This window comes from Cohnella rhizosphaerae (genome assembly GCF_029525575.1).
In the GTDB taxonomy this organism is placed as follows: Bacteria; Bacillota; Bacilli; order Paenibacillales; family Paenibacillaceae; genus Cohnella; species Cohnella rhizosphaerae.
The window spans coordinates 473,049-497,977 of sequence record NZ_JAPDIA010000009.1 but is presented as its reverse complement, the minus strand read 5'-3'; the positions used below and the strand labels follow the sequence as shown (position 1 = coordinate 497,977).

Below are 24,929 nucleotides of genomic sequence, written 5' to 3'. Positions count from 1 at the left end.
GAGCGACCATGAACGGAAAAGTATCGATGCAAACCATCGCGGATGCGCTCGGCGTCTCTAAAAATGCCGTATCGCTCGCCCTGAGCGGCAAATCCGGCGTAAGCGAATCGCTGCGGGACCGCGTTTTCGAGACCGCGAACCTTCTCGGCTACCGCGCGCGGACAGATAAGGAAGGCAGGCGGACGCGCAACCTGCTCGTTCTCATTCCGAAGTATCTGAGGCACGATCAGGGCTTCTACAAGGAAATTTATTGGGCCATCGACAGGCGGGCAAAGGAAACCGGGTGCGCGGCGTTACGATGCGAAATTACGGAGCAAATGGAGGAAGCGCTGCTGCTTCCGCAAGAATGGCATCAGGCCCTGTACGAAGGCTTGCTGCTGCTCGGGGTGTTCCGCGAAAAATATGTACGCCGTCTGCTGGACCTCGGGGCGCCCCTCGTCATCGTCGATCACGACTACGATACGCTGAAGCTCGACGCCGTCGTCACCGCGAATACGACCGAGGCGTTTCGCATCGTGTCGTACCTGATCGGCCTCGGCCACCGCGAGATCGGATTTATCGGCGCGATCGGCATGACCCGCAGCTTTATGGAGCGCTGGCTCGGTTACTGCCAGGCAATGAGCGAAGCCGGACTCGCCATTCCCGACAAATACTGCCTGACCGGCGAAGCGCCGCTCGCGACGCTCCACTCGCAGCCGTCGGAAGTACAAGCCTGGCTGGAGGGGCTGGACGGCTATCCGACGGCTTGGTTTTGCGCCAACGACCGCATCGCCGTCAATCTGATCGAGATGTTGACCGCGGCAGGCGTCCGAATTCCCGGGGGAGCTGTCCGTGGCGGGCTTCGACGATATCGAAGAGGCCGCCCGCGCGAAGCCGCCGCTCACGACGGTCCAGGTCCAGCGCGAGCAGCTGGGCTACGAGGCCGTGGACTTCCTCATCCGCAAGATCGACTACGGCGGCAATCCGACCAAGCTGTCCATTTACGGCGCGTTTATCGCGCGCGAATCTTGCGCCCCGCCTCTGGAAGAACGCTGAGGAGCTGCCGATTCGTTCAGCATCGCCCTCGCCCGTCACATCGCAGCGAATAAGGCCCGGCGGCTGATGGTTGGCGATTCCAAGATCCGGGTACGATAATCGAGACCAAACTTGAAGGGAGCTGATTCGCATGAGCGATCTGGAAAAGAAGCTGACAAAGGCGATCGAAAAATATAAGTTCGGGGCGTTCGCGACCGTCCACGACGGCCAGCCTTCGCTGCGCTATATGCAGGTGTTCAACGACGGACTGACGATCCTGCTCGCGACGCACCGCGATACGCACAAGGTCGACGAGCTCGAGGCGAATCCGAAGGCATCCTTGCTCCTTGGTCTCGAAGGCCGGCTGTGGCCGGGCGAGATCGTCGAGGTGCAGGGCGAGGTGGCGATCTCCACGGACGAGGAGCTGAAGTCGGACGTGTGGAAAAGCTACTTCAAAAAGTGGCTCGACGGCCCGCACGATCCGGACTACGTCATCCTGAAGCTTGCGCCGACGCTCATTCTGTACACGGAGAAAGACGGGGAGCAGCAGACTTGGCGTCCGGCGTGAGCCCGCCCGTGTAGAATTTGCCGAAGCGGTCACTTCATTGAACCTCAAAAAGGCAGGTCCGGAGCCGCGCTGGCTGTATCGGACCTGCCTTTTTATGCGTCCAGCGGCCCGCGGGGCGGCCGAGGTGGCTTGTTTGTTGCTGGTTGAGACTTCTCACGGTCCGATGGGCGACGCAGGGGCTTGTTTGTTGCTGGTTGAGACTTTTCGCGGTCCGAGGGGCGGCGCGGGGGCTTGTTTGTTGCTGGTTGAGACTTTTCGCGGTTCGCGGAGCGGCGAGGTAGCTTGTTTGTTGCTGGTTGAGACTTTTCGCGGTTCGCGGAGCGGCGAGGTGGCTTGTTTGTTTCTGGTTGAGATTTCTCGCGGTCCGATTGGCGGCGCGGGGGGAGGCGTTTGTTTCTGGTTGAGACTACTCGCGGTCCGAGGGGCGACGCGGGGGCTTGTTTGTTTCTGGTTGAGACTTCTCGCGGTCCGAGGGGCGGCCGAGGGGTCTTGTTTGTTTCTGGTTAAGACTTCTCGCGGTCCGAGGTGCGGCCGAGGTGGCTTGTTTGTTCCTGGTTGAGACTTCTGCGAACTTCAGGGGCGGCGCGTACCTGCCTTTAAAGATAACGCGCCGCCCCTAACCGGCCGATCGTGCTTCAGCACCTGAACAGACCGTACCCCGGCAGCGGCACGATCGGCGCTTCGTCGACTGCGAGGCCCGCGGAACCGCCGCGTTTTAGCGCCACGTCGACGAGCCAGCGCGTGAACGGCGCGACGTTCATCGTGTCCATCTCCGCCAGCGAGTAGAAACCCGCCGCATCCACCTCCACGCCGTCCGGCACCGCTTCGCCGCCGACGTATGTCATCGAGAACGCGACGTACAAATTGTGCACGGCTCTCGGCTGGTCCCGCAGCGCCGCGACGCCCGTCACGACCGCCTCGATGCCGGTCTCCTCCAGCACCTCGCGCCGCACCGTCTCGTTGATTTGCTCCAGTTGCTCCGCGTAGCCGCCCGGGTTCGTCCAGTACCCTTTGCCCGGCTCCTGCGCTCTGCGTACAAGCAGGATCTTGCCGTCGCGCTCTACGAGCGCGCCGACGCCGATGCTGTAATTGCCCCAATGCACGAAGCTGCATGCCGTGCAGGCGCGCCGCGGCGTGCCGTCGACGTCGCGCGTCTCCATGGGGGACCCGCACGACGAGCAAAACTTCACTTCCATGCTCATACCGCCGCCCCCTTCCCGTCCGGAATGCATTTCGCATAGACCAGACCTTGACGGATGCCGCCCGCGTCCGCGCGCCCCGTCACATAGTCAGCATGCGCCAGCAGCTCGGGATGGCTGTTGCCCATCGCGATGCCGAGGCCGACGAGCGCCAGCATCTCCTTGTCGTTCAATCCATCCCCGAAGGCGATCGCTTCTTCCGGCTTTATACCGAGCGCGTCCAGCATAGCCTGGATGCCCTCGGCCTTGGAGCCTGTATGCGGCAGCACGTCCAGCGCGTTCGGATGCCAGCGAATGAACCGCAGTCCCGGCAGCTCCGGCAAGTATGCCGTTTCCTCGCCTTCCGTACAATGCAGAAACACCTGATAAATGCCCTCTCCCCGCCAAAAATCGGCATTGAACCCCGGCCGCTCCACCCGCAGCGAATCGACGGCTTTCCACATGCCTTCGTCGTTCTCATGGTTCGTATGATAGGTCGCTTTGCCTTCGAATACGAGCGGATGCCCTGCGCGTCCGGAGAACTCGACAAGCTTCTCCAGATCGCCGATCGGAATCGGCCTGTCGTACAGTTCCTTGCCCTTGTAGACGACATAGCCGCCGTTCAAGCTGACGAACGACTCGATGTCGAGCTCCTCCAGCAGCCATTTGAAAAAGTACGGCGCGCGCCCGGTCGCGATGACCGGCTCGATCCCGCTCGCCTTCAGCTCCGCGATCGCGAGGCGCGTATCCTCGGGAATGCGTTTTTCCTCGTCCACCAGCGTTCCGTCGATATCGAAAAAAAACGATTTTGTAGCTCATGCCAGCTCCCCATCCTGTAGTCTGTCTATTTAAAAACCATTCCTCTTATCATCTTACAAATTCGTCCTTGCGTAAACGGAAAACTCGCGAATACTGACAGACTGTTGTCAAGGACGCTCCCATACAATGAGTACAGACAGCGAGAACGAACAGAACCAAACCAGCGCAAAGGAATGATTCGAGTGGTACGAACAACGCAAAATACCGGCATCGTGATCGCAGGGCTCTTGCTCTCCATTCTGATGGCCTCGATGGACAACTCCATCACCGCGACGGCCATGGGCTCCATCATCGGCGAGCTCGGCGGTCTCGACAAATTCGTATGGGTAACGTCGGCCTACATGGTCGCGGAAATGGCGGGCATGCCGATCTTCGGCAAGCTGTCGGATATGTACGGTCGCAAGCGCTTCTTCGTTTTCGGCGTCGTCTGCTTCATGATCGGCTCCGCCCTCTGCGGCACGGCGGATTCGATCCTTCAGCTCAGCCTGTTCCGGGCCGTCCAGGGGATCGGAGCGGGCGCGCTCGTGCCGATCGCGTTTACGATCATGTTCGACGCCGTGCCGCCGGAGAGCCGCGGCAAGCTGGGCGGCCTGTTCGGCGCCGTATTCGGCCTCTCCAGCATCTTCGGACCGCTGCTCGGCGCCTATATTACGGATCATATCGGGTGGAACTGGATCTTCTACATCAATCTGCCGCTCGGACTGATCGCGTTCGCGATGATCGCCTTCTTCTACAAAGAGTCGGCGCAGCACGAGCGCCAGGTCATCGATTGGACCGGCGCGGCCTCGCTCGTCGGCACCATCGTCTGCCTCGTATTCGCCATGGAGCTCGGCGGCAAGACGTTCGCTTGGGACTCCGCGGAAATCGTCGGCTTGTTCGCCGGCGCCGCCGCGCTCGCGCTACTCTTCGTATGGGCGGAGCGGCGCGCCGCCGAACCGATCATCTCGTTCGCGATGTTCCGCAGCAGATTGTACGCGACGAGCAATGCGCTGGCCATGCTGAGCGGCGCCGCCTTCATTACCGCGTCCGTCTACATTCCCATTTACATGCAAGGCGTTCTGGGCGGCTCCGCCACGAACTCGGGGATGGTGCTGCTGCCGATGATGCTTGGCACGGTCGTCACCGCGACGCTCGGCGGCAGCCTGCTGAACAAGCTTTCCTACCGCACGATTCTCATCCCGAACGTCGTCATTCTTGTCGTCGGTATCGCGCTCCTGACGACGCTGACCGCGGACACGCCGCGCTGGATCGTCACGGTCTACATGGTGCTCGTCGGACTCGGCGTCGGCGCGACCTTCTCCGTGCTCGGCAATGCCGCCATCCACGCCCTGCCGGCGAACAAGCGCGGCTCCGCCAGCTCTACGCTGAACTTTCTCCGCTCGCTGGGCATGACGCTCGGCATCACGGTGTTCGGCATCATTCAGAGTCACGCGATGGCCCGCAGGCTGTCGGAGGCGCTGGGCGGCGCGCTTGCCGGAGGCGCGACCGCAGACGGTACGGCTGCGACGGCCGGCGACACGGGAGCCGGTTCGTTAGCCGGCGCAGCAACGAACGGAGGCGCAGGCGCAGGCACGGGCAGCCTTGGCGGCCTCGACCTGAGCGACCCGCATGCGCTCATGGAACCCGCGGCCCGCGCGCACATTCCGCGCGATCTCCTGGCCACGGTCACCGACGGGCTCTCGTCCTCCATCTCGACGACCTTTTTTATGGAGCCTCCTCCCGGCCGTGCTGGCGCTCGCCGCCGCGCTCCTTATGAGCCGGGAACGCATGGATCCCGCACTGGAGGCTGAAGCTTACGCAGCCCAGCACTGAACGGAGCCGCAGCATCGCCCGCAGCCCCGCCAACTATCCATCGTCGTTCATGCTTGACCGCCGCGCTGCCCGCAGCCAGACTTCTTACATTGCGTCGCTGCCCGGCAATTATTTAGGCGGATCCATGCTTAATAGCTTAAACAATTCGTCCCACGAAACGATACGTGGCAACGTCACATGCCGATTGTACGGTTGGTCGCGCACGTAAACTTGCATGCGGAGCTCGGCCAAAGTGTCCAGCACGACAGGCTTGTCGTCGAAATAATAGTCGAGGGAGAGCTCGCGAATCACGTGGATTTTTTCCGCGTCGCCCATGCCGCAGTAGAATCTGCCCGGACGTACGGGAAAGCCCGCTGCCTTCAGCCATGCCAGCGTGCGGTCGCAATGCCCCTGGCCTCTGGCCGTAATGTAATATATCTCGTGCCCCAGCCTGTCCAGCTCGCTTAGCGCCTCGACGGCGCCCGGATAAGGCGGGCAATCGCTGAAGTAGATCTGTTCGCGCAGTTCGTCCCACATCCGCTTGCCCTCCTCGGGCGTCATGCCGAACGCTTCGTGGATCGGAATGCACGCGAGCGCATGCAGCTTGGCGATGTCGACCTGTCTGCCCAGCTTCTTGTTGTAGAGACGAAAAGCATGCTCCCGCAAACGGATGAGCGTATCGTCGATATCGAATCCGAGCTTCATCGCAGTCTCCTTGGACATCGGAATTATCCGCTTATTTTACCAAAAGGGCGCCGGACTTCCTAATCGGGCTTCGCGGCCGGGGCCGAAACGCAGTCATTCAGAAGCACATTAGCGCTCGGTCGAAGCAATGCAGGCGAAGTGCTGTCGCTGGAAATTACTTGGGTACGCGGACGGAGCAACGTAGTCGAAGTGCTGTCATGGGAAAGCATTTAGGCGCACGTACGTAGCAACGTAGACAACGTACTTTCGCTGGAAAGTACCTGATCAGATTGGGCTGACCGAACCATTGCATATAAAACGAACCCCGACCTGCTACAGGTTCGGGGTTCGTCGTTTGCTGTTTAGGATTTCTTTAAAACTTTGCCGATCGCTTCAGCCCCGGTCAGCACCAAGGCCGCGCGATCCCGGTCAGCCCCCGCTTCCAATCGCGATCGCGGCGTCGTTTAGGGGTGCCGGGCATCCGATTTTCCGACTTCGTAACTACGCTTCAGGATACCCCCCGCATACCGCTCGCCCGATCCCTTCTTCGCCCCGGACTTCGGACAGTACGCATCCAGCAGCCTCCGCTCAATGCCGCGCCAACGCGCGATCCGGTACAGCAGACCGAACATGCCCTTCTGTAACCAGACCGGCGGACCGATGAGATAGCTCTCGCCCATCCGGATCACCACGGCCAGCTCCAGCATGCTTTTCGGCATGCCGTTCGCGCCGGTTCTGCCGTCCCGCGCCAGGCCGTACTGCATGCGCAGGAACTTCTCGAAGCTGCGCGCCGGCAGTATCTTCACGCGGAACGCGATCTCCGTCTTCTCCTGGTTGTAAAAGCGATGCTTCGATCCCAGCGGCGCTACCGCCTTCTGGCCCGGTTCAAGCAGCAGCGTCTTGCCGTCGCAATCGAGCGACAGCCTGCCCTCGATCGCTTCGAACTCCTCCTCGAACGTCGTGTGGTAGTGCAAGGGCGTGCCGCCCCCGGGCTGAAGGCGGACCTCCACCCATTCGTAAGCGCCGCCCGATTCCTGCGCGGTCTCCAGAAAGGTGACCTCGTCGCCGATCTGGGGATTGCGAATCGTACGTTGCGTTTGCGTTGCTGACATAGGATCATTCTCCTTATTTGGCGATAACAGCTGATTCTAGCGTAAGTTTTAGCGGCCGATCCCACTAGTGAACAGCCGTCATCGGTTTTGTCATGCCGGTCATGACTTCGCTCCTTCGTCATGCGCATGACAGAAGGAGCGGTTTCTTATTTAACCTTGACCTATTGTTATTTCTCTATCTTTCCTTGCGCTTCCAGAACGCGGAGCAGCACGGTTGCCGCCTCGGCTCGCGTGGCGGCAGCGCCCGGATTCAGCCTGCCGCCGCTGCCCTTGAGCAGCCCTGCCTTGACGGCATAGGCAACCTGCATCCTCGCCCAGCCCGACACTTTAGCGCCGTCGTTAAATACGCTCAGCAGCTTCTCGGGATCCAGATCGTCCGTGACGATCCCGAGCGCCCGATACAGCATGACGGCCATCTCTTCGCGCGTGACCGGATCGGTCGGCCTGAACTTGCCGCCCGCGCCCTGCACGATGGCTGCCGTCGTCGCGATCGATACGGCTTCTCCATACCAGGCGTCCTGCGGTACATCGGCAAACGTTCCGGAGGCTCCCTGATTCGCTCCCGCCCGGTTCGCAAAAACCGGCAGCAAAAGCTTCACGAATTCCGCCCGCGTGATCTTCCCGTTCGGACGGAACGAACCGTCCGGATCGCCGGTCACGATTCCGCGCGACGCCAGCGCTTCGACATCTTCGCGGCTCCAATGATTCGCCAGATCGCCGAACTTGTACTCGGCTATCAGCACTGCGTAGGCGCCCGGCTCCGATACATCCGCCTCCACCGAGCCTGCCGCGCGGTCCACGACGCCGCCGACATAGGTCCAACGCGTCTTATCGGCGGCATCCTGACGGTACACCCCCAGCTTGCGCGGATCCGCTCCGTCCAGCCGCGCCGCATCGTACGCGATCGTCAGCTTGACGGCGGCTGACAATCGGCTGCCCGCTTCAAGCTTCCAGGCATAGACGTCCGACAGCAGCCGAAGATGCGTGTCCGCCGGTGCCGGCGAATTAAGCGCCTTCGATACCGTCACCTTTTTGGCGGCGCCGGCCGCGCCGCCGCTGCCAGGCAGCTGCAGCTTGAAGTTGCCGCCGAAGAAGCTCAGGCTCGCGCCCGCTTCTCCGAGATCGCCGCTCTCTTCGTTCGGATCCGTCGGACCGCCGCCCCCGAGCCTACCGGTCCGTCGCTCGGTCCGGACGCGCCGGTCGAGGCCGACGCGCCGACGGGCTTCGATTCATTCCCCCGAAGCGTCAACCGCAATTACGCGAAGCTCATATTCGGTGAGCGGCTTCAGGCCGTTAGCCGTAAACTCGCCTTTGCCCTTCTCCACCTCGGCCGTCGCGTATTTGTCTTGTGAACCGGAGATTCGCCATTCGATGCGCAGCTTTGCCAGATCGACGGACGACGAATCCGTCCAAGTCAGCCGGATCGCACCGTCCCCTTGCGCTTTTGCCGCCAATGCGGAGACCGGCAGCGGCGCCGTTAAGTCCGCGCCGCCCTGCGGCGTCCAGTCGAATGCGACGCCGCGCGCTTCATTGCCTGCCTCGTCTACCGCAGCAACCTTGAATTCGTACTCGGCGTCCGCGTCAAGACCGGGGACGGCTCCCCACATCGTTCCGGCGGACACCGTGACAGGATGGCCGTACGCAGCGTCCGCAGCCTTTTTCCAGTAAATGTTCACGGCGGCAAGATCCTTGTCGGACGGATCGCCCCATGTCAGCACGGCGCCTTCGTCCGTCATTCCGCCTTCAAGAGCTGTGACATCGGCAGGCGGCGTCATGTCGGAAGCTTCCACCTTAAATGTCGCTGTCTCATCCTCGCCCATCGGTACGCGCGCATAACTCTGTACCGTGCCGAGCACCGTCAGCGTATAGCTGTCGCCGACACGAAGCGCGGCATCGGGAACGAATTCGGCCTCCATCGTGAGCGCCAATCCGTCTTTGTCCGTATAGACATCTTTGGCTTTGACCGTTCCCGCGACATCCGCCGCTGCCGCATCCTTCAGCGTGAACGCATCCTCAAGCGACTCGACGTTCACCGGCTTGGCGAAGTATACGGTCACGCCGGCTCCGCCCGGTGCCGGACGCACGGACTGCACCTCCGGCGCCGCGTAGGAGACGATCGGCACGTTGACCTCGAGCTGAGGCGGCGGTACGTCTAGTGCATCGCTGTACGCCGTCTCGTAGCCATCCTTCTCGTAACGAACCTTCCACTTGCCCTCCGGCACGTCCCAGCCGTACCTTCCCTCACGGTCCGTCGACTGCGGGTTTTCCTGTCCGTACCACGCGCTGTCCCATACGGTCCAAGCGTCGCCGACCAGCTCCATCACCGTAGCGGTCGCGCCTTCTACGCGATTGGACGGCATGCCTTCGTAGACGTAACCGCTCGGATCCCAGATGTACTTGGGCGACGCCGCCGGCGGATCCTTGCGATCGGTCGGCGGGTAAGGCTTCAGCTTGCATGAATACTGCTTGATATGCGCTTCGAGTTCGTCCATCTCGTTGTTTTCGACTTCCTTGAACGTCACGGACGCATACTCGCTCGCGGCGCTGAACAGCACCCCAGGCCCTTTATCGATCTTACCGAAGTTTTTGATCGCCTTCAGCGTCAAAGACGCCATATAGTGGGCTTTTACGTCGAACAGTGCTTCCCGCGCAAACTCCGAATAATATTCTCTCGCCTGGGGATCGCATATCGCTTCCGCAGCCTGCAGCAGATCTTGGGCACGCCGATAGTTCTTCAGCGAATCCTGCCCCGCTTTAGCAGCAGACCAGCCTTTAAAGCCGGCATCTCCAAACTTGATCAGCCCGTTCAGCGTGATCCCGATGCCTCCTATCGAGACGCCCTGAATTCCGCGGGCCGCAGCAGAAGCGGCCGGCATTACGAAGCTGACGGTCGTCTGCAGCGATCCGTCCTTAAGCTCTGTATGGCTCTCCTTGAAGTTGAAAACGGATAAGCCCGTACGCGCTTGCCAAGCCAGATCCTTGTCGCTTACCGTATAGGCAACCGATTCGAACGTTCCCCCGAATCGTGGACGTGACGCCTTCCGCGACCCGCACGTCGGCTTCGAATGCGCCTTCCGGCATCCGCTCTCCGCCCGGCGTCACTTCTCCCGCATTGGTGACTCTCGACACCGCGATGTCCCGCAGCGCCGCCGGCAGCGAATTCCGCAGCTCCTCCTCGGTAATCGCCGGACGGGCGGCCAGCTCGGCCGAATCGCTCTTCGTCCGGTAGTCGATCCACACTTGACCGAAGCTCTTCGAGAAGGGCATCACGCCCCGGTATACGCCGTCGGCTCCCTTTGCCGCCTGCGACAGCGTATCTCCGTTCTGCACGCGAACGTCGTACACCCGCTCCGGATCCCTGAAATTCAGGCGGTAAGCGATCGGCGCGTTGGTAACGACGGAGAGCGGAAATACCGCGACGCCGCCTTCAACGTTAAAGGTTACTTCCTTGTGATTCGACAAAATCGTCATCGATACCAGACCTGGATCGTTCGGATCGTAGACGACGACGGCCTCTTCGCCGGAGACTCGCGCCCCTGTACCGTCGTCGGCCTCAACGCTTAGTCTATGCTCCATATAGACGCCGTCACTTCCGGTCAGCGTCGAGTCAGCCCACCATATACCGTCTTTATTGGCCGTGGCGGTGCCGATCGGGTTCCTGCCGTCGTAAATCGTTACGGCGGCTCCCGCAGGCGCCGAACCGCCGAGCGACAGCTGGCGCTTGACCGTCAGCGCCGGCGCCCTGAGCGAGACGCGAACCTTGGACAGCACGGCCATGCCCAACATCTCGCTTGACTGCTCGCCCTTCATCTTGTAGCGAATGGAAGCCTGGAGCGCGGGCTCGTTGCCCACCGCTTCGTCAAACCGAAGCTTGACTTGCGCGCTCTGCTGCTTGTTGTCCGCCACTGTGCCGACCGGCAGGATCAGATTCCGTCCTTCTACGCTATAGGAAGCCGCCTTGCCTGCCACGACTGCCGTGCCTTCGACAGGCTCGGCGCCCGCCGGCAGCGCGACGACGATCTCCGCATCCTCGGCGGCGAACGACTGCGCATAGTAATTCTGATAGAGAACGCGCAGCGTCGTCGTGCTGCCGGGCGCCACCTTCGAATCGGACACGGTGACAGCCTGCTTGACTTTGCCGCTCGCGAACGCGCCGTACGGCTGCAGCACGACCGCGCCCAGGTCGGTCGTCTCTCCTTGCGAGGTGCTGAATGAAACTTCTGCAAAGCCGCCGTTCGCGTAGAAGGTCGCTTTATAGCTGCCCGAGCCCTGCAGCGTCAGGATGCCGCGTTCTTCGCCTGGCGCAAGATTATAATTAATGTTAGGTATATATTGACCTTCGCCGTTGAGCAGTTCCACGAAGGCGCTTGTCAGCGGCTGTCCGTCCGCGCCGAGCAGTCGGACCGCGGCTTTGGAGGTTTCGTTTTTAAGACGGAGCTCGACTTCGGCCTTGCCGTCCTCGCCGATCTTGACCGCTTTGCATTCGGCGGACAGGTTCAGATCCCGGCCGTCCGCGCAGATCTGCACGGTCTCACCCGGCAGCGCGCGCAGGATCATGCGGGATTGCAGCGATTGAATGATGCGGTCGGATGATAATTTATATGCGCCTGCGACGAATGCGTCGATCGGTATCGGTCCCTGCCAGGTGCCGCCCGGCTGCAGCGTGTACAGCTTCACGCCCACATCGGCAAAATCCAGAATCTGAAGCGCTTTTTGCGCTGTCTTGCCCGCGGCGATCCGGACGGACTCCTGTTGGCTCTGATAGCCCTGAACGGACGATGTCGCGATCGCGCGAATCAGAATTTGACCTTCCGGCAGCTGCAGCGAATAAGCGCCTGAAGCATTCGTCCTCGCATAGAAAAGCTTGCTCTTGCCGTCGTCCAGCAGCTCGGCTACGATCTGGGCGTCTGCCGCTGCCTTGCCGTCCTTGCCCTTTACGACGCCCTCGAGCTTCCCGAGCGGCTTCGGACTTAGCGTCACGCTCGCCGCGACGTTGAGGCGATCCATGAGGATCGGCTGCTCGGCAGGTTGATAAGCCGGATCGTTCGGCACCAGCTTCAGCCGGTAGGTTCCGCCCGAGGACAGCTTGAGCGGCAGTCTAAGCGTGCTGTCCCGGCCGATCCAAGCGGTTCCTTCGCTTACGACAGCGCCGGCCGGATCTTCCAACCAATACTTCGCCCCGCCCTCCGCGCCGTCTTCAAATCGCAGAACTGCTGCCAGCGATACAAAGTAGGCTGCAGGAATATCTATTAAGTCGGTGCGCCCATAGCCTGTTTGCTTGGCGTTAAATTGCAGAATGGAGAGCGCCGAGCCGCTCTTGGGCATCAGTGTCGCCGCATACTCGATGCCGGAAAACGGTACGTCGAAAGTAAGCGCCAGGTCATCTCCGAGAATGCCGTTCGCGGAATAATTCATGTATCTGTCCTTGAAATAGGCGACCTTCAACCAGCTTCCCACCGCGGCCGATTCCCAGCCCGTCAGCGGCTGCTCAGGCTCGGGCATTCGAAAGGTCATTCTGCCGGCGACATTTTTCCCGATCGCATAGTCCCTGTCGACGGCATGCCCGTTATAGATGACGCGAGCCGATTCGATTCTGGATATGCCGGCGACGATCCGGAAGCTGCCCTCGTATCTGCCGCTCCCTTCCCGCTCGGCGAGCGCGATGCGCGCCGTCCGCTTGACCGGCTCGGCGTCATCTTGGTTCTCCCAGAACCAGTAGCCGACGTCCGCGGCCAATTGCTGGCCGGGGTCCGATTCTACGACAAGCGTCGCGTCGCTGTCCTGCACGGGCAGCGATTCATATGTTGTTCCGGCTATCACTTTCGCGTAGGTCATGAAGAGATCACGTACTGCCGCGTCTTCTTTCTTTACGGTGAAGCGCAAAGCATTCGCACCGAGCTTCAGTACGATACGTTGCTCCCCGCCTGCGACATAACCGGCCGGAACGGCGATCGACACTTTGAAGGCCTCGCCTGCCAGGTGGCTGCCGGGAAGCGTCGCGATCCCGCTCCCGTCCGGCTTGACCTCGGCCACCGGCTCGTCGCTGCCGTCTTTCTTAAATATGACCTTAAGTTCTTGCGTAGGCTCGCCGAATAGTTCGACCTTGACCTGCAACGTTGCCGGCAGCGTCGGCGTTAGCGCAAGCTGCGTCACTGCGCCCCCCGTCACCTGAATGCCGGCGTCCGAAGCAAGCACGATCTCTTCTCCGCCCTCGGTCTCCGCCGACAATTTGACGGCATAGGCCGCTCCCGCAGCGAGCGGGAGGTCGTATGACTGCGCGCCGGGACGAATCGTCGCCGATACGGGGGGCTTTGCCCTCATGAGTAGCCGTCAGCGTCATCGCCTCCGGAAGTCCTTCCTTTCCGGAAATCGCGACGCGCAGCATACCTGCAATCCGTACGGGCAGCCCGGGCGCGGAGACAGCTTCGCCTGCGTCTTTCTCCCTCGCGGACAGCTTGTCGACTGCGCTCGTTCCAGAAGGCGGCTGCCATTGTGCGCGATAGATGCCCGCAGCCTGCGCATCTTCGCTCAGCGGGACGACCGCCTGTTTTTTCTCGGGCGGCCCCGCTTCGGACAGCAGGCTATAGTCGACGATAGCCTCGAGCGCTAGGCTCGGCTGGCCGATTGCCTGCAAGCTCATTGTCGCTCCCTGCTTCAGCTCGTCGCCTGCCCAAGCGTCGCCCGGCACGCTCCAGGACACCGTTTGAATATGACCGCCAGGCTCGCCTGCATCGCACGTCTCGCTGCACTCGACGTACAGCGTTGTCACGTTCAGGAGATACAATTTTTTTCCGTCGCGATCGAGCGTATTGCGAGCCGTCGTATATGCGGGATTGAACGTTTGCGAAGCCTTCGCGACGACGATGCCTCCGTCCTGGTTTTCGGTCAGGTCGAAACGTTCGCCGAAAGCGCTGGCTTGGCCGGGCGCCTTGTCGTGGTGCAGTAGATCCGCCGCCACCGTACGTCCGTCTCCGCTGATGGAAATGTTCAAATACGATTTATTTTTGTCTTCCGATTGGGGACGATCGTTGTTGAGATACTTGGTCTCGCCTGTGGTCCTGTCGTACACGAATGGCTTCGCGAATCCTCCGTACCGCGCCGTGAAGGCAATCCTTGAGCCGTCATCGCTAATCGCGAGCTGATTATACCTGCTTGCCTCCTGCGAATAGCTGTCTACGGCGTGCGAATCAACATCGTAAACGACCAGCGTCTGCTCCGGACCGTCCGCCGGAACGCCCGCGAGATCCGATGCGGAGGAGTAGTAAGCAATATACTTGCCGTCCGCGCTGATCACGGGGCGGTAGTTGAGATCGTCGCTCGGCAGCGACGCCGTATTGGCGCTCACGAGAATACGCGTATTCGACTGCCGCTCGTAGAGATAAATCTGGGAGGCTTCATCGTAGACGATACGATTGCCGTCTGCGCTGATCGAAGGTTCGGTACTTCTCGCACCCGGCTGGCTGATCGCTTGCAGCGTGTCGCTGCGGACATCGTATACGTAAACGGTTTTCTCGCCGCCCGGCTGCGGAATTCCTTTCAAATTATCGGATGCCGTGGCAAAAACGATCGCCGAACCGTCTCCGCTGACGGACAGCCCGTTGATCGACGCGTTGAGCGGTTCCCCGTCTTGCGTCAATGGGAGGGCGCGCAGAACGCCTGTCGCCGTCTTGAATTCATAGATGGAGGACCCCGCGCCGTTAGCTAGCAGCAGCGTAGATCCGTCCGCGCTTAAATCCATCATGCGCTCGTCTCCGCTTCCGATGGAGGCTGACGCCAATTCGGCCGAGTATTGAGGAGACGTGCCCGGATACGTTGTTTCGCCCGAGGATCGTTCGCCTTCCGCATTCACGGCCTTGACGATGAATCTGTAAATTCGCTTTTCAGCCAGGTCGCCGATGACGACATGCGTATCCAGCGTTTCCGCGAACACCGCATTGGACCCCGCTTCGTAAATCTCGTATTTCTCGATATTCGGATCTTCCTCTGCACTGTCGGGCAGCAACGGCTTCTCCCATTGCAGCTGCACGCGATTGTAATCGATCAAGCTCCAGTCCAGATTCCTTACGTCCTCCGGCGGTGCCATCGTTTCCTCCGGCGGATCCCCGGCCATCGCCGACCGCGGCACTCCGCCAGGCAGCACGCTGCCGAGTAGCAGGGCCAGCACGACTAACACGCGCAGCATCGAGTGCCGTTTTTGCATTCGTATAAACCTCATCACAATACCTCCGTATTCTCGACGACTCTATGCTCTAGCGTAAGTTTTAGCGGCCGATCCCACTAGTGAGCAGCCGTCATCGGTTTTGTCATGCCGGTCATGACTTCGCGCGACCTGAGTCATGTAGCGAGGGGCAAAAAATGTATAGGTTACCCGAATATGCGTTGACAGCTATATATCCAATTGGATATATTGTTGCTAATACGATTAAGGAGGAACGAAAAATGAATCAAAACGGGACAAATCAGCCGGTCACGCGCGTCGATGGCCGGACGTTCATCATGGAGCGCGTATTCGATGCGCCAAGGGAGATGGTGTACGAGGCGTTCGTGAACCCCGACCTGCTGGCGAAGTGGTGGGCGCCCAAGCCGTATACGATTCCGGTCTGCCGGATCGACCTCAGGCCGGGCGGCAAATGGCACTACTGCATGCGTTCGCCTGAAGGTCAAACACAGTGGGTGCTGGGGATCTATGAGGAAATCCATCCGCTTGAGCGCATATCGTACGCCGTCACCTTCGCGGACGAGCAGGCGAATCCGACGGATGTCATTCCGAAGCAAGAGGTTACGGTACGATTCGCGGACGCGGGCGACGGCCGGACGACGCTCGTCTTAAACTTCCGCCTGCCTACGGAAGAAGAGCTGCAAGCGACGCTCAAAATGGGCATGAGCGAAGGTACCGCGATGGCCCTGGATAATCTCGCGCAAGACGTATTGCCGCAGATGAAGCGCGGTTGAACGATTTTGGAACTTGGCACTTGCAAGGGTCTAGGAGGTTTCGTTTATGAATACGGCTACGTTCGGCGCGCTCGCGGAGCCCCACCGCCTCGGCATGGTCGAGCTGCTGCGGGAAGGCCCTCTTTCGGTCGGCGATATCGCCGAACGGCTGGCGATGGGCCAGCCCCAGGCGTCCAAGCATCTGCGCGTGCTGAGCGAAGCGGGGCTGGTCGAGTCCCAGCCGGCGGCCAACAAGCGCATGTACAAGCTCCGCCAGGAGCCGCTTCAGGAAATGGACGAATGGCTCTCGGCGTTTCGCGCGTCGTGGGAGGCGCGGCTGGATCGGCTGGACGCTTTGCTCGCTGAAATGCAGGGTAAGGATGGGAAAGACAAGCAATAATGATTCACTATTCATTCAGGCCCCGTCTGCGTTCAGGGCCTTTTTTTGCCGTTTTTCGATCAATTTCAGAACACCTCTTTCTTAATCTTATGGAAATTAATGTGTTTAACAAGCTTCGCAGCGGTGTTAATTTTTATTGAGGTTAAATACAACAGGAGAAGGGAACTGAGAGATGATTCCAAAAAACTTCAGATTTGTCGCTCGACTGCTCGCTGTCCTCTTATTGCTTCAACCGCTGCTGGGCGTTGTCGGCGGTTGGGAAATCGCCAGCGCCGCTACCGCGCCTAACAACACGGTCACTGCGGTCAATGAGGCAGAAGACGAACCGGCCTTAATGACAGCGCTTACCAACGGCGAACAAGCGGGAGACCTCGATCTCCCCGACAACTTCTCCAGTTGGAGCCAAGATGACTTGTCTGATGCTATGGATTTTATCAAAGGTTTTTTCCAGCCCAGCGAGGATAACCTGTATGAGAGCCTTGCGCAGATTCAATTCAAGCTGGACGTACTTGGCCTTTTGTTTGAGTCGCGTAATGATGTAAGCATGGGAGGTATAAGCGGCAAGATCAATCAGATTCTGTCGCTGTCTTCGGGAATCGAGACGTTGTTCCCCAATTCTCCCGATGTCGCGTATTTGAAGGAAATGGCCGATCACATCGCTGCCATGTCGCCCGCCGACCGGCAAATTTACGACACCTTTATTCAAAATCAGGCTGCAATGGCCTTAACCGGCGAAGAATATTCGCCTTTGTTGCTCGTTATGTTGATCTTCCAGCCGGAAGGCCAAGTGCCAGGCTTTAGCCAGCCTGAGTCCGCCGAAGAAATGATCTATGTTATATGGGGTTTAATGGATTACTTGGGCGATCTCGCCGACTTCAAATCCGAGTACCCTAATGCTCCCCTCGCCGATATGGGACTTGACTTCAGCAAAGCCATAACACTGGGAGACCCGGAAGCAGACGAGGGAGCCCAAGTCAAATGGATGGCGCTCGGCCAGTGGATGATCGACCAACGTCCGGAAGCCGGCTACGCAAGCGTCGCTGCCATTCAGTCCAACTTTGACAACTTCTTTACCCTTCGCGTCGTCAATGAAGCCATAGAGAACCAAGACGTCGAAGGCTTGCTGGATGCGCTGATCGATGAAGATCTGGGCTTGACGTTGCCCGATGACTTCGAGAGCTGGATCACAGAACTCAAAATGTCCTGGGCCGCGACCGTCATGAACCTGTTCGGATCAGGCAGCCCAAGCGAAGGCTCCCGCATGTATTATGACAACCTGGCGCAGCTCCAGTATGTCTCCGATCTGGCCGCCATTCCCGTTAAGCTGCTGGATAATCAAAGCTTCACTTCGATGAGCGACGTCATCGATGCGGCATTCGCGAAGCTAGGCGGACTTGAGACGGTTTTCCCTGAGTATGAACCGGCTCAGATGGCTACCCAGATGAATGAAGCCTACGATGCATTAACGCCTGTCGAAAAATATATTTATAAGTACACCCTCTATATTACGTTTACAACGCTGATCAACGAAGAGCCACCGGCAAATGGCAATGGCGGAGAAAACGGCAATGGCAGCGGAGTCGGCACCGGCAGCATGCTGACCTTCCTGTTGGGCTCCTTTTCCTTCTATCCGCAAGTCGCCATTAACAGCGTAACGACGCCGGAGGGCATGACAAGCTCGCTCGGTATTTTATTTCAACAAATCCAAAAGACGTATGAAAGCTTCAAGCAGACTCACCCGGACATCGATATCGAAGAATGGAATCTCGACCTTTCGAAGATGGAAAGCCTGAATCCCGAAGACGAAATAACGGCCGAGCTAAGCAGCTGGATGCTCGACAAGCGCCCCGAAGGCGGCTACGCCGATCTGGCCGCGATTCAGTCCACTTTCAACCAATTCTTCACGCCGGCTGCGCCTTCGGTCACGGCGGACGACAATGCGGACAAGCTCGTCGGCGCCGATGCGACGATGGAGTACTCGACCGACAACGGCACGACCTGGAAGAGCTACGATCCTGAAAATGCGCCGGTCTTCTCCGGATATGTCACCGTGCTCGTCCGCGTCAAAGAGAACGGCGTGAGGACGGCAAGCCCGACGACCAGCGTCTCTTTTAACGCACCATATGTGTATGTACCGTCGAACAACACCGAAACGCGCTATGTCGACGTCCAAGGCAGCGACGGCAGCGGCCTGGCCCGCACGCCGGTCACCCGTACGACCGATGCGTCCGGCAAAGTGACGGACAGCGTAACGCTGTCTTCCGATATCGCCAAGGAAGCTGTCGACAAAGCCAAGGCGCAAGGCGGCAGCACTGTCCGCATCGCCATCCCCGATGCCGAAGACAAGGTATCGGAAGTGTCGGTGACGATCCCGGCTGCGGCTCTGACGCAGATCAACGACGGTAAAATGAATCTCGAGCTGTCGACCGGCGACGGCATCGTGTCGATCCCGACGGCTTCGCTCTCCGGCTTCGGACAGGATCTGTACTTCCGTCTCGTACCGGTCAAGTCCGAGGACGGACGCGTTCAGGTCGAGACGAGAGCCAAGCAGGAAAAGGCCGTTCAGGATTACGCAAAGGACGAATCCATTAAAATCTACGGTCGTCCGATGCAGATCGAAACGAATCTGCAAAGCCGCGAAGTCAGCCTGTTCCTGCCGCTGAAAAACGGCTTGCCGACAGATGCGGCCGAGCGCGATCGCATCATGAACCATCTCGGCGTCTATGCCGAGCACAGCGACGGCACCAAGGAACTGATCCAGGGCAAAGTCGTGACGATGAACAACATGACAGGCATTCAGTTCACCGTTAAAAAAATTCAGTACCTTCGCGATCGTTTATGCGGACGGCCTGAACGGCACCACAACCCCGACGACGACTACGCACACGCCTTATATTAACGGATTCGGCACGGACTTCCGTCCGAATGCGTTCGTGACGCGCGCCCAAATGGCGGCGATGCTCGCTCGCAACCTGCCTGACACGACGGTATCGGCCGGCACGACGGCCGGCTCGGACGTCAAGGCCGGACATTGGGCGATGGACGAAATTCTCAAAGCCAAGTCTGCGGGCATCATGGGCGGCGTCTCCGAGACGATGTTCGATCCCGAAGGCTCCGTCACCCGGGCCCAGATGGCTGCGATCGCCGCCCGCTGGATGCAGAAGGGTCCGACGACGTCGCAAGGCGTAGAGAATCCCGGCAACGGTAACTATAGCGACGTATCCGACAGCCACTGGGCTGCGGACGCGATCTCCTACGTCACCTCTGCAGGCATCATGACGGGCTATGCAGGTCAGACGTTTAAGCCTGACCAGAAGCTGACGCGCGCCGAAGCCGTCAAGGTGCTGAACCGTCTGTTCGGCCGCGGTCCGCTGAACGGGGCGACGACGGTTACCTTTACGGACGTGCCGGCTACCCACTGGGCATTCGCCGACATCGAAGAAGCGGCGACCAACCATAAGTACACGGTCGATGCCCAAGGCGCGGAGCACATCGCTGCGCAGTAAATACCGGATCGAGAAAGAGGCTGCGACGCTTCGGCGTTCGCAGCTTCTTTTTTTACGCAGAACAAAGTGGATCGCGACGACAGCGGGGAGCGTGCGTTCCTATCCGCTACAACCTGTACTATAATAGATAGATAAGCCGATGGCGCCCGCGCGGCGTCCATTATTCGTACAGGAGATTATGCCGACATGCAAATCATCGAATTGCCTATGAATCTGATCGACGAAGACAAGGATCAGCCCCGTTACCGGTTCGGCGAGGAGTCGCTGCAGGAGCTGGTGAACAGCATCGGCGAGATCGGCCTGCTGTCCCCGATCAAGGTGCGCAAGGCCGAGGGCGGACGCTACAAAATTATTTACGGCAACCGCCGATACCTCGCCTGCTCGAAGCTCGGCCGCGACACGATCCCCGCGATCGTGTCGGACGCGACCGACGAGACGGAGATCTACCTCGAGCAGGTCGCCGAGAATTTGACGCGCGAAGGCTTCACGCCGATCGAGGAAGGCGAAGCGTTCGACAAGCTGCTGAACGATCCGAAGTTCGCGAGCTCGGTGAAGTTTCTGGCGGCCAAGCTCGGCAAACCGGAGTCGTATATCAAAAACAAATGCGAGCTGCTGAAGTTCGGGCCCGCGGTCAAGAAGCTCGTCGTCAGCGGCACCGATATCCGCAAAGGCACGTTGACCGAGGACCAACTGCTCCCGCTCAAGGATCTGCCGATGGAGTACCGCGATCCCCTGGCCCTTACGATGGCGAAGGACGAGATGCCCGTCGTCGACGTGAAGCGGATCGCCAAGCTGTTCAAGGACGCTTCGATCTCGGAGCGTACGAAGAGCCAGCTGCTTTACAAGGACGGGCCGGGGCTGCTGGACACCTGGTCCGCCTACGAGGCGAGCCGCAAGGAACGGGCCCGCGCGGCGGCGGACGCGGAGCGGCGCAAGGCGGAGGCCGAAGCCGAGCGCGCGGAGACGGAACGCGAAGAAGCGCAGCGCCAAAAGGCGGAAGCCGCCGGCGGTGCGGGAGCGGGCGACGCAGGGCTGCGTCCCGACGCCGGGGCGGCGGGCGGAGCCGGGACGTCGGGCGCCGCCGGAGCGGCGGCGAGCGGCGGAACCGCGCAGGCCGCAGCGGCGACGGCATCCGCAGCGGCAGGAACGCAGCCGGGATCGGCAGCGCTTAGCCAGTCCGATTCGGCTGCGGCCGTGGCGGCAATGGCTGCAGCGGCAGCCGGCGCGCGGACGATGGTCACGCTGCGCGATTTGCTCGCGGCGCTGCCGACGCCGGAAGCGCTGGCGGCCGAGCTGCAGGCAGCCACCTCCGTCGATCCGGAGGCGCTGCGGGACGGGCTCGACGACCTGATCGGCCGGCTCGAAGGCCATCTGAACGCCTGCCGGACGGCGAGAGCCGAAGTCGTCAGGCGCATTTAAAAAGAGGAACGTCGGGAGCGAGCCCCTGACGTTCCTCTTTTCGTTTCGTCGCGTAAATAACGATGTCTCGCATCCTTATTTCCTCGCAAGCACCTAATGTCGGCACATTAACGATGTCTCGCATCCTTATTTCCTCGCAAGCACCTAATGTCGGCACATTAACGATGTCTCGCATCCTTATTTCCTCGCAAGCACCCAATGTCGGCACATTAACGATGTCTCGCATCCTTATTTCCTCGCAAGCACCCAATGTCGGCACATTAACGATGTCTCGCTTCCTTATTTCCTCGCAAGCACCTAATGTCGGCACATTAACGATGTCGCGCTTCCTTATTTCCTCGCAAGCACCTAATGTCGGCACATTAACGATGTCTCGCATCCTTATTTCCTCGCAAGCACCCAATGTCGGCACATTAACGATGTCTCGCATCCTTATTTCCTCGCAAGCACCCAATGTCGGCACATTAACGATGTCGCGCTTCCTTATTTCCTCGCAAGCAAGTCACTTTGGCTCATTAACGATGCGGCACATGCTTATGTCGCAGCGAGCATCCGCCTGTTACGACCTCTTAAGCGTCGATCAGCGCCATGAGCATGACCACGATCTCCGCTCGCGTCGCATGGGCTCCGGCCATGAACGTTGAATCGGGATAGCCGTTGATTACCCTCCGGGACGCGAGCGCGCTAACGCTGTCTACCGCCCATGAAGGAATCGTGTCACCGAAAGACTTGAGGTTGCTCGCATCCGCAGCAAGCCGATATGCATTTTGCAGCAGCACCGCAACTTCCGCTCTCGTAATGGGCGAGGCCCCGTTAATATAATACTTGCCGTTGCGAACGGTGCCGGTCACCAGTCCTTTCGCGAAAGCGGCAGCAATATAGGGCTTGCTCCACTCGGCCAGTCCGTTCCAATCGGCGAAGTAGGCGGCTGCCGCATCCAGATCGGCCTGAACGCCAATGGTCAAATGTCGGGCTCTTGCGAGCATCACGATTGCTTCGTCTCTTCGCGTATCGCTTTTCGGAGCGAACTGTTCGGGCGTTCTGCCGGATACGATACCCAGCTTGTATGCTCGCTCGATCGCAGCTTCTGCCCAAGGCGTCTGGGCGCGCACATCCTTAAACGAAGAGCCCGCAGTCGTTCCGTTATCCGTCCCGCCGTCGGTTTGTCCCCCCGGATTGCCCTGGCCCCGTCTGCGGCGTGTTCGGGTTCGTACCTGGATTCGTACCAGGATCTGTACCCGGGTTCGTTCCCGGGTCCGTTCCCGGGTTCGTACCGGGGTCCGTTCCCGGGTTCGTACCAGGATCTGTACCGGGGTCCGTTCCCGGATTCGTACCAGGATCTGTACCCGGGTTCGTACCGGGGTCCGTGCCCGGGTTCGTACCTGGATCTGTACCCGGGTTCGTTCCCGGATCTGTCCCAGGGTCCGTTCCCGTGTCAGCCTTTACGATCTTGACATCGTCCTGCGCGACGTTGCCCAACGCATCGATAGCCGTGATCGTGCTATAAGCTTGCGTGCCGGCGCTTAATGTCCCGCTAATGCGGAAGCGTCCCGATTCGTTCGCCGTTATGCGATTCCCTTGGCTGTCCCATACGGTCGCATAAGGCGCGGTACTGCCCTGGATCTCGTATTTGCCCTCCGAATCGGTTAATATCTTCCCTTCCTGATCCGTATCGACGAACAAAGCCGGGGGGAAGATTGCTGTAGCGCACGGCCAGCCCGTACTCCGATACGTCGCCCTGATCGTTCTCGGCCACGATCCGAATCAAGCTCGAGCCCGCATCGCCGTCAACGGTCACCGGCACCGCGATATGATTTTCATAATCGGCGCTGGCATAGATTTGCGTAAAGTTCGGCATATTCGTCGCTTCGTCCAGCGTTCCGTCGCTCTGCCATACCGTAAACTTCGCGGCCAGGTCACGGGACTGCCCGTCTTCGGCTCCGATGTAAGTCGTCGCGATATTCAGCTCGAAGTCGCCGTTCACCGCAAGGACATTGCCGAGCGCCGAATCGCTCGCGATCGCGCCGAGGTTCGACGCCACATGCAGGACCGGCATCTTCACCAGCGGCACTTCGACGACGTCCGTCGCCGTCGTAGCGCCGTAGATGTAGGAGGAGCCTGAATCGTCCGTAAGGGCGAACGGCGTGACCGCAAGCATGTAGCTGCTGCCGGATTCCATTCCGCCAAAATCAAGACTGAAAGCGCCGTTGACCGCATCGTCCGCCGAGATTTGATACTCGATCGGCCTGCCTGCGTGCGCGATCCGGTTGCCCGTCGGGTTGCCGTCGCCGTCGAGCTCGTCCGTATAGGAGGTCGGCGACATGACCGCATTGCCGTCCGCATCGAGCAGGCGCACCAGATAGCCGTCCGCTCCCGCGACGCCGCTCCATGACGCATGGATCGTGCCGCCGCCGCCCGCAGAGCCCGCAACAGCGCTGATCGCGCCAGGCGCGAGCGAATTGACGACGTTCATCGGCTTGCTTCGCGTTCAGGCTCGAATACGGAATCGATCTGGACGTGTCCGCGTTCGGCGTCCCGACCAACGTTATCCGAGGGTAATACGTACCGCTCTGCAAGTAACGCAAGTCTTCCTCCGTAAATACGTAGCTGCCGCTAATGGCGCGGTCCGTCACCTGCGCAGGATCGATATCGATCGTATGGATGAGTACGCCAGCGCCCGTATCCGCCGGGTCGTCGCCGTTGTCCGAGGACAAGCGGACTTCGACGCGATAGTTTTCGGCGTCCGTATCGAGTCCGGTCAAATCCCAGCTTGCCGCCCCGGTTCCTCCGTCGTACGCTGCACGCGCAAGCTCCGGCACCGGCGCAATCGCGATAATGGAGCTGTCGAACGATTGACTCGACGAGATCGTCCAATCGCCCGTCTGCGCGCCCAGTCGAATCATAATCGTACGATCGGACACGACCGCCGCATTCGCATTCGGATCGTCGTAAAACGGCGTTCCGTCGCTTAGCGTGCCGGGATAGGTCAATCCGTACGGATGGCCTTCCGGATCCAGAATGCCGATGTCCTCCGGGTCCGCATTGACGAGCACGGCATAATCGTCCGTCAAGCCGTCAGGAAACGTCACCGTATGGACGGTACCCGCGTCATTCGTCGAGGTCGTCGGCGCAAGCGCAAGTCCTCTCATGAAACCGGCCGTGCCGCTCGAAGCGACCACGCTCACGTTGGAGAAAGCATTCAACTGCCCCACCGCATTGCCGTCCTCGTCGTAGAAGGCCTGTCCGGTCGATTCCGCCATGAGGCTCCTGCGTCCTACGCTGACAGAGCCGCTTCCGAACGAGTAGTTCACTTTGAGGCCGAAACCGAGAATGCTGAACGCCGCGTAAGCGTTAGAATTGCTGAGTCCTACAGTTTGGTTGGCCAACGTATACGGACCGATATCGAACAGCCCGACGTCGATCTCCGGAATTTGAAGACGTCCGTACAGTTGACCGTTCAAGTTAAAGCCGTTGTTTCTGTAATAGGTAAGATTGGCATTGCCGCCA

General features: G+C 60.0%; 17 protein-coding genes and 2 pseudogenes. 8 read left to right on the top strand and 11 right to left on the bottom strand.

Features of this window, described 5'->3' with window-relative positions; all coding sequences use genetic code 11:
- The first annotated feature begins 8 nt into the window (after nt 1-8).
- Together OMP40_RS36490 and OMP40_RS36485 are read left to right on the top strand one after the other, a co-directional pair.
- Nucleotides 9-1,088: a LacI family DNA-binding transcriptional regulator gene (locus OMP40_RS36490; RefSeq protein WP_277538879.1), complete on the top strand. Its 1,080-nt coding sequence runs from the start codon at nt 9-11 to the stop codon at nt 1,086-1,088.
- A 77-nt stretch (nt 1,089-1,165) separates the two neighbouring features.
- Nucleotides 1,166-1,582, top strand: coding sequence for a pyridoxamine 5'-phosphate oxidase family protein (locus OMP40_RS36485; RefSeq protein ID WP_277538877.1), 417 nt, complete (start codon nt 1,166-1,168; stop codon nt 1,580-1,582).
- A 635-nt stretch (nt 1,583-2,217) separates the two neighbouring features.
- Here OMP40_RS36485 and OMP40_RS36480 read toward each other — a convergent pair.
- Nucleotides 2,218-2,778 carry an NUDIX hydrolase gene (locus tag OMP40_RS36480; protein WP_277539729.1) on the bottom strand — a complete coding sequence of 187 codons (561 nt, stop codon included), beginning with the start codon at nt 2,776-2,778 and terminating at the stop codon, nt 2,218-2,220.
- Nucleotides 2,779-2,780: 2 nt separating this feature from the next.
- On the bottom strand, nt 2,781-3,536 hold the full coding sequence (locus OMP40_RS36475; protein WP_338131372.1) for a Cof-type HAD-IIB family hydrolase: 756 nt from the start codon (nt 3,534-3,536) through the stop codon (nt 2,781-2,783).
- 216 nt (nt 3,537-3,752) lie between these two features.
- Between OMP40_RS36475 and OMP40_RS36470 the strand changes: the two are divergent.
- A pseudogene (locus OMP40_RS36470) lies at nt 3,753-5,391 on the top strand (MDR family MFS transporter).
- A gap of 108 nt (nt 5,392-5,499) precedes the next feature.
- Here OMP40_RS36470 and OMP40_RS36465 read toward each other — a convergent pair.
- From OMP40_RS36465 to OMP40_RS42830, 5 genes are all read right to left on the bottom strand, one after another.
- Nucleotides 5,500-6,075 (bottom strand): 5' nucleotidase, NT5C type, encoded by a 576-nt coding sequence (locus tag OMP40_RS36465; protein ID WP_277539727.1) that lies wholly within the window; start codon nt 6,073-6,075, stop codon nt 5,500-5,502.
- Nucleotides 6,076-6,518: 443 nt separating this feature from the next.
- Nucleotides 6,519-7,166 carry a cupin domain-containing protein gene (locus OMP40_RS36460; protein ID WP_277538875.1) on the bottom strand — a complete coding sequence of 216 codons (648 nt, stop codon included), beginning with the start codon at nt 7,164-7,166 and terminating at the stop codon, nt 6,519-6,521.
- A 167-nt stretch (nt 7,167-7,333) separates the two neighbouring features.
- Complete coding sequence (locus tag OMP40_RS36455) at nt 7,334-8,194, bottom strand: S-layer homology domain-containing protein (protein WP_277538872.1); 861 nt, start codon at nt 8,192-8,194, stop codon at nt 7,334-7,336.
- Between the two features lie 201 nt (nt 8,195-8,395).
- Nucleotides 8,396-10,042: a fibronectin type III domain-containing protein gene (locus OMP40_RS36450; protein WP_277538870.1), complete on the bottom strand. Its 1,647-nt coding sequence runs from the start codon at nt 10,040-10,042 to the stop codon at nt 8,396-8,398.
- A gap of 34 nt (nt 10,043-10,076) precedes the next feature.
- Nucleotides 10,077-13,487: a carboxypeptidase-like regulatory domain-containing protein gene (locus OMP40_RS42830; protein ID WP_420872116.1), complete on the bottom strand. Its 3,411-nt coding sequence runs from the start codon at nt 13,485-13,487 to the stop codon at nt 10,077-10,079.
- A gap of 2,118 nt (nt 13,488-15,605) precedes the next feature.
- Here OMP40_RS42830 and OMP40_RS36435 point away from each other — a divergent pair.
- From OMP40_RS36435 to OMP40_RS36415, 5 genes are all read left to right on the top strand, one after another.
- The gene (locus OMP40_RS36435; RefSeq protein ID WP_277538866.1) at nt 15,606-16,118 is read left to right on the top strand and encodes an SRPBCC family protein; all 513 of its coding nucleotides are present in this window, start codon (nt 15,606-15,608) and stop codon (nt 16,116-16,118) included.
- Nucleotides 16,119-16,164: 46 nt separating this feature from the next.
- Nucleotides 16,165-16,497, top strand: a complete 333-nt coding sequence (locus OMP40_RS36430; protein WP_277538864.1) for an ArsR/SmtB family transcription factor — start codon at nt 16,165-16,167, stop codon at nt 16,495-16,497.
- A 172-nt stretch (nt 16,498-16,669) separates the two neighbouring features.
- Nucleotides 16,670-19,396 (top strand): DUF4073 domain-containing protein, encoded by a 2,727-nt coding sequence (locus OMP40_RS36425; RefSeq protein WP_277538861.1) that lies wholly within the window; start codon nt 16,670-16,672, stop codon nt 19,394-19,396.
- A gap of 49 nt (nt 19,397-19,445) precedes the next feature.
- Nucleotides 19,446-20,003: an S-layer homology domain-containing protein gene (locus OMP40_RS36420; RefSeq protein WP_277538859.1), complete on the top strand. Its 558-nt coding sequence runs from the start codon at nt 19,446-19,448 to the stop codon at nt 20,001-20,003.
- 186 nt (nt 20,004-20,189) lie between these two features.
- Entirely contained in the window at nt 20,190-21,422 is a 1,233-nt protein-coding gene (locus OMP40_RS36415; protein ID WP_277538857.1) for a ParB/RepB/Spo0J family partition protein, read from the top strand.
- Here the strand turns inward: OMP40_RS36415 and OMP40_RS36410 are convergent.
- The 4 genes and pseudogenes from OMP40_RS36410 to OMP40_RS36400 all read right to left on the bottom strand — a co-directional run bounded on the left by OMP40_RS36410 (nt 21,409) and on the right by OMP40_RS36400 (nt 23,745).
- Nucleotides 21,409-21,852, bottom strand: coding sequence for a hypothetical protein (locus OMP40_RS36410; RefSeq protein ID WP_277538855.1), 444 nt, complete (start codon nt 21,850-21,852; stop codon nt 21,409-21,411). The genes OMP40_RS36415 and OMP40_RS36410 overlap by 14 nt on opposite strands.
- 139 nt (nt 21,853-21,991) lie before the next feature.
- Complete coding sequence (locus OMP40_RS36405; RefSeq protein WP_277539725.1) at nt 21,992-22,408, bottom strand: S-layer homology domain-containing protein; 417 nt, start codon at nt 22,406-22,408, stop codon at nt 21,992-21,994.
- A gap of 18 nt (nt 22,409-22,426) precedes the next feature.
- Nucleotides 22,427-22,534: pseudogene (locus OMP40_RS42825) on the bottom strand (S-layer homology domain-containing protein); the annotation flags it as partial.
- Nucleotides 22,535-22,956: 422 nt separating this feature from the next.
- Complete coding sequence (locus OMP40_RS36400; protein WP_277538853.1) at nt 22,957-23,745, bottom strand: hypothetical protein; 789 nt, start codon at nt 23,743-23,745, stop codon at nt 22,957-22,959.
- Between the last annotated feature and the right edge of the window lie 1,184 nt (nt 23,746-24,929).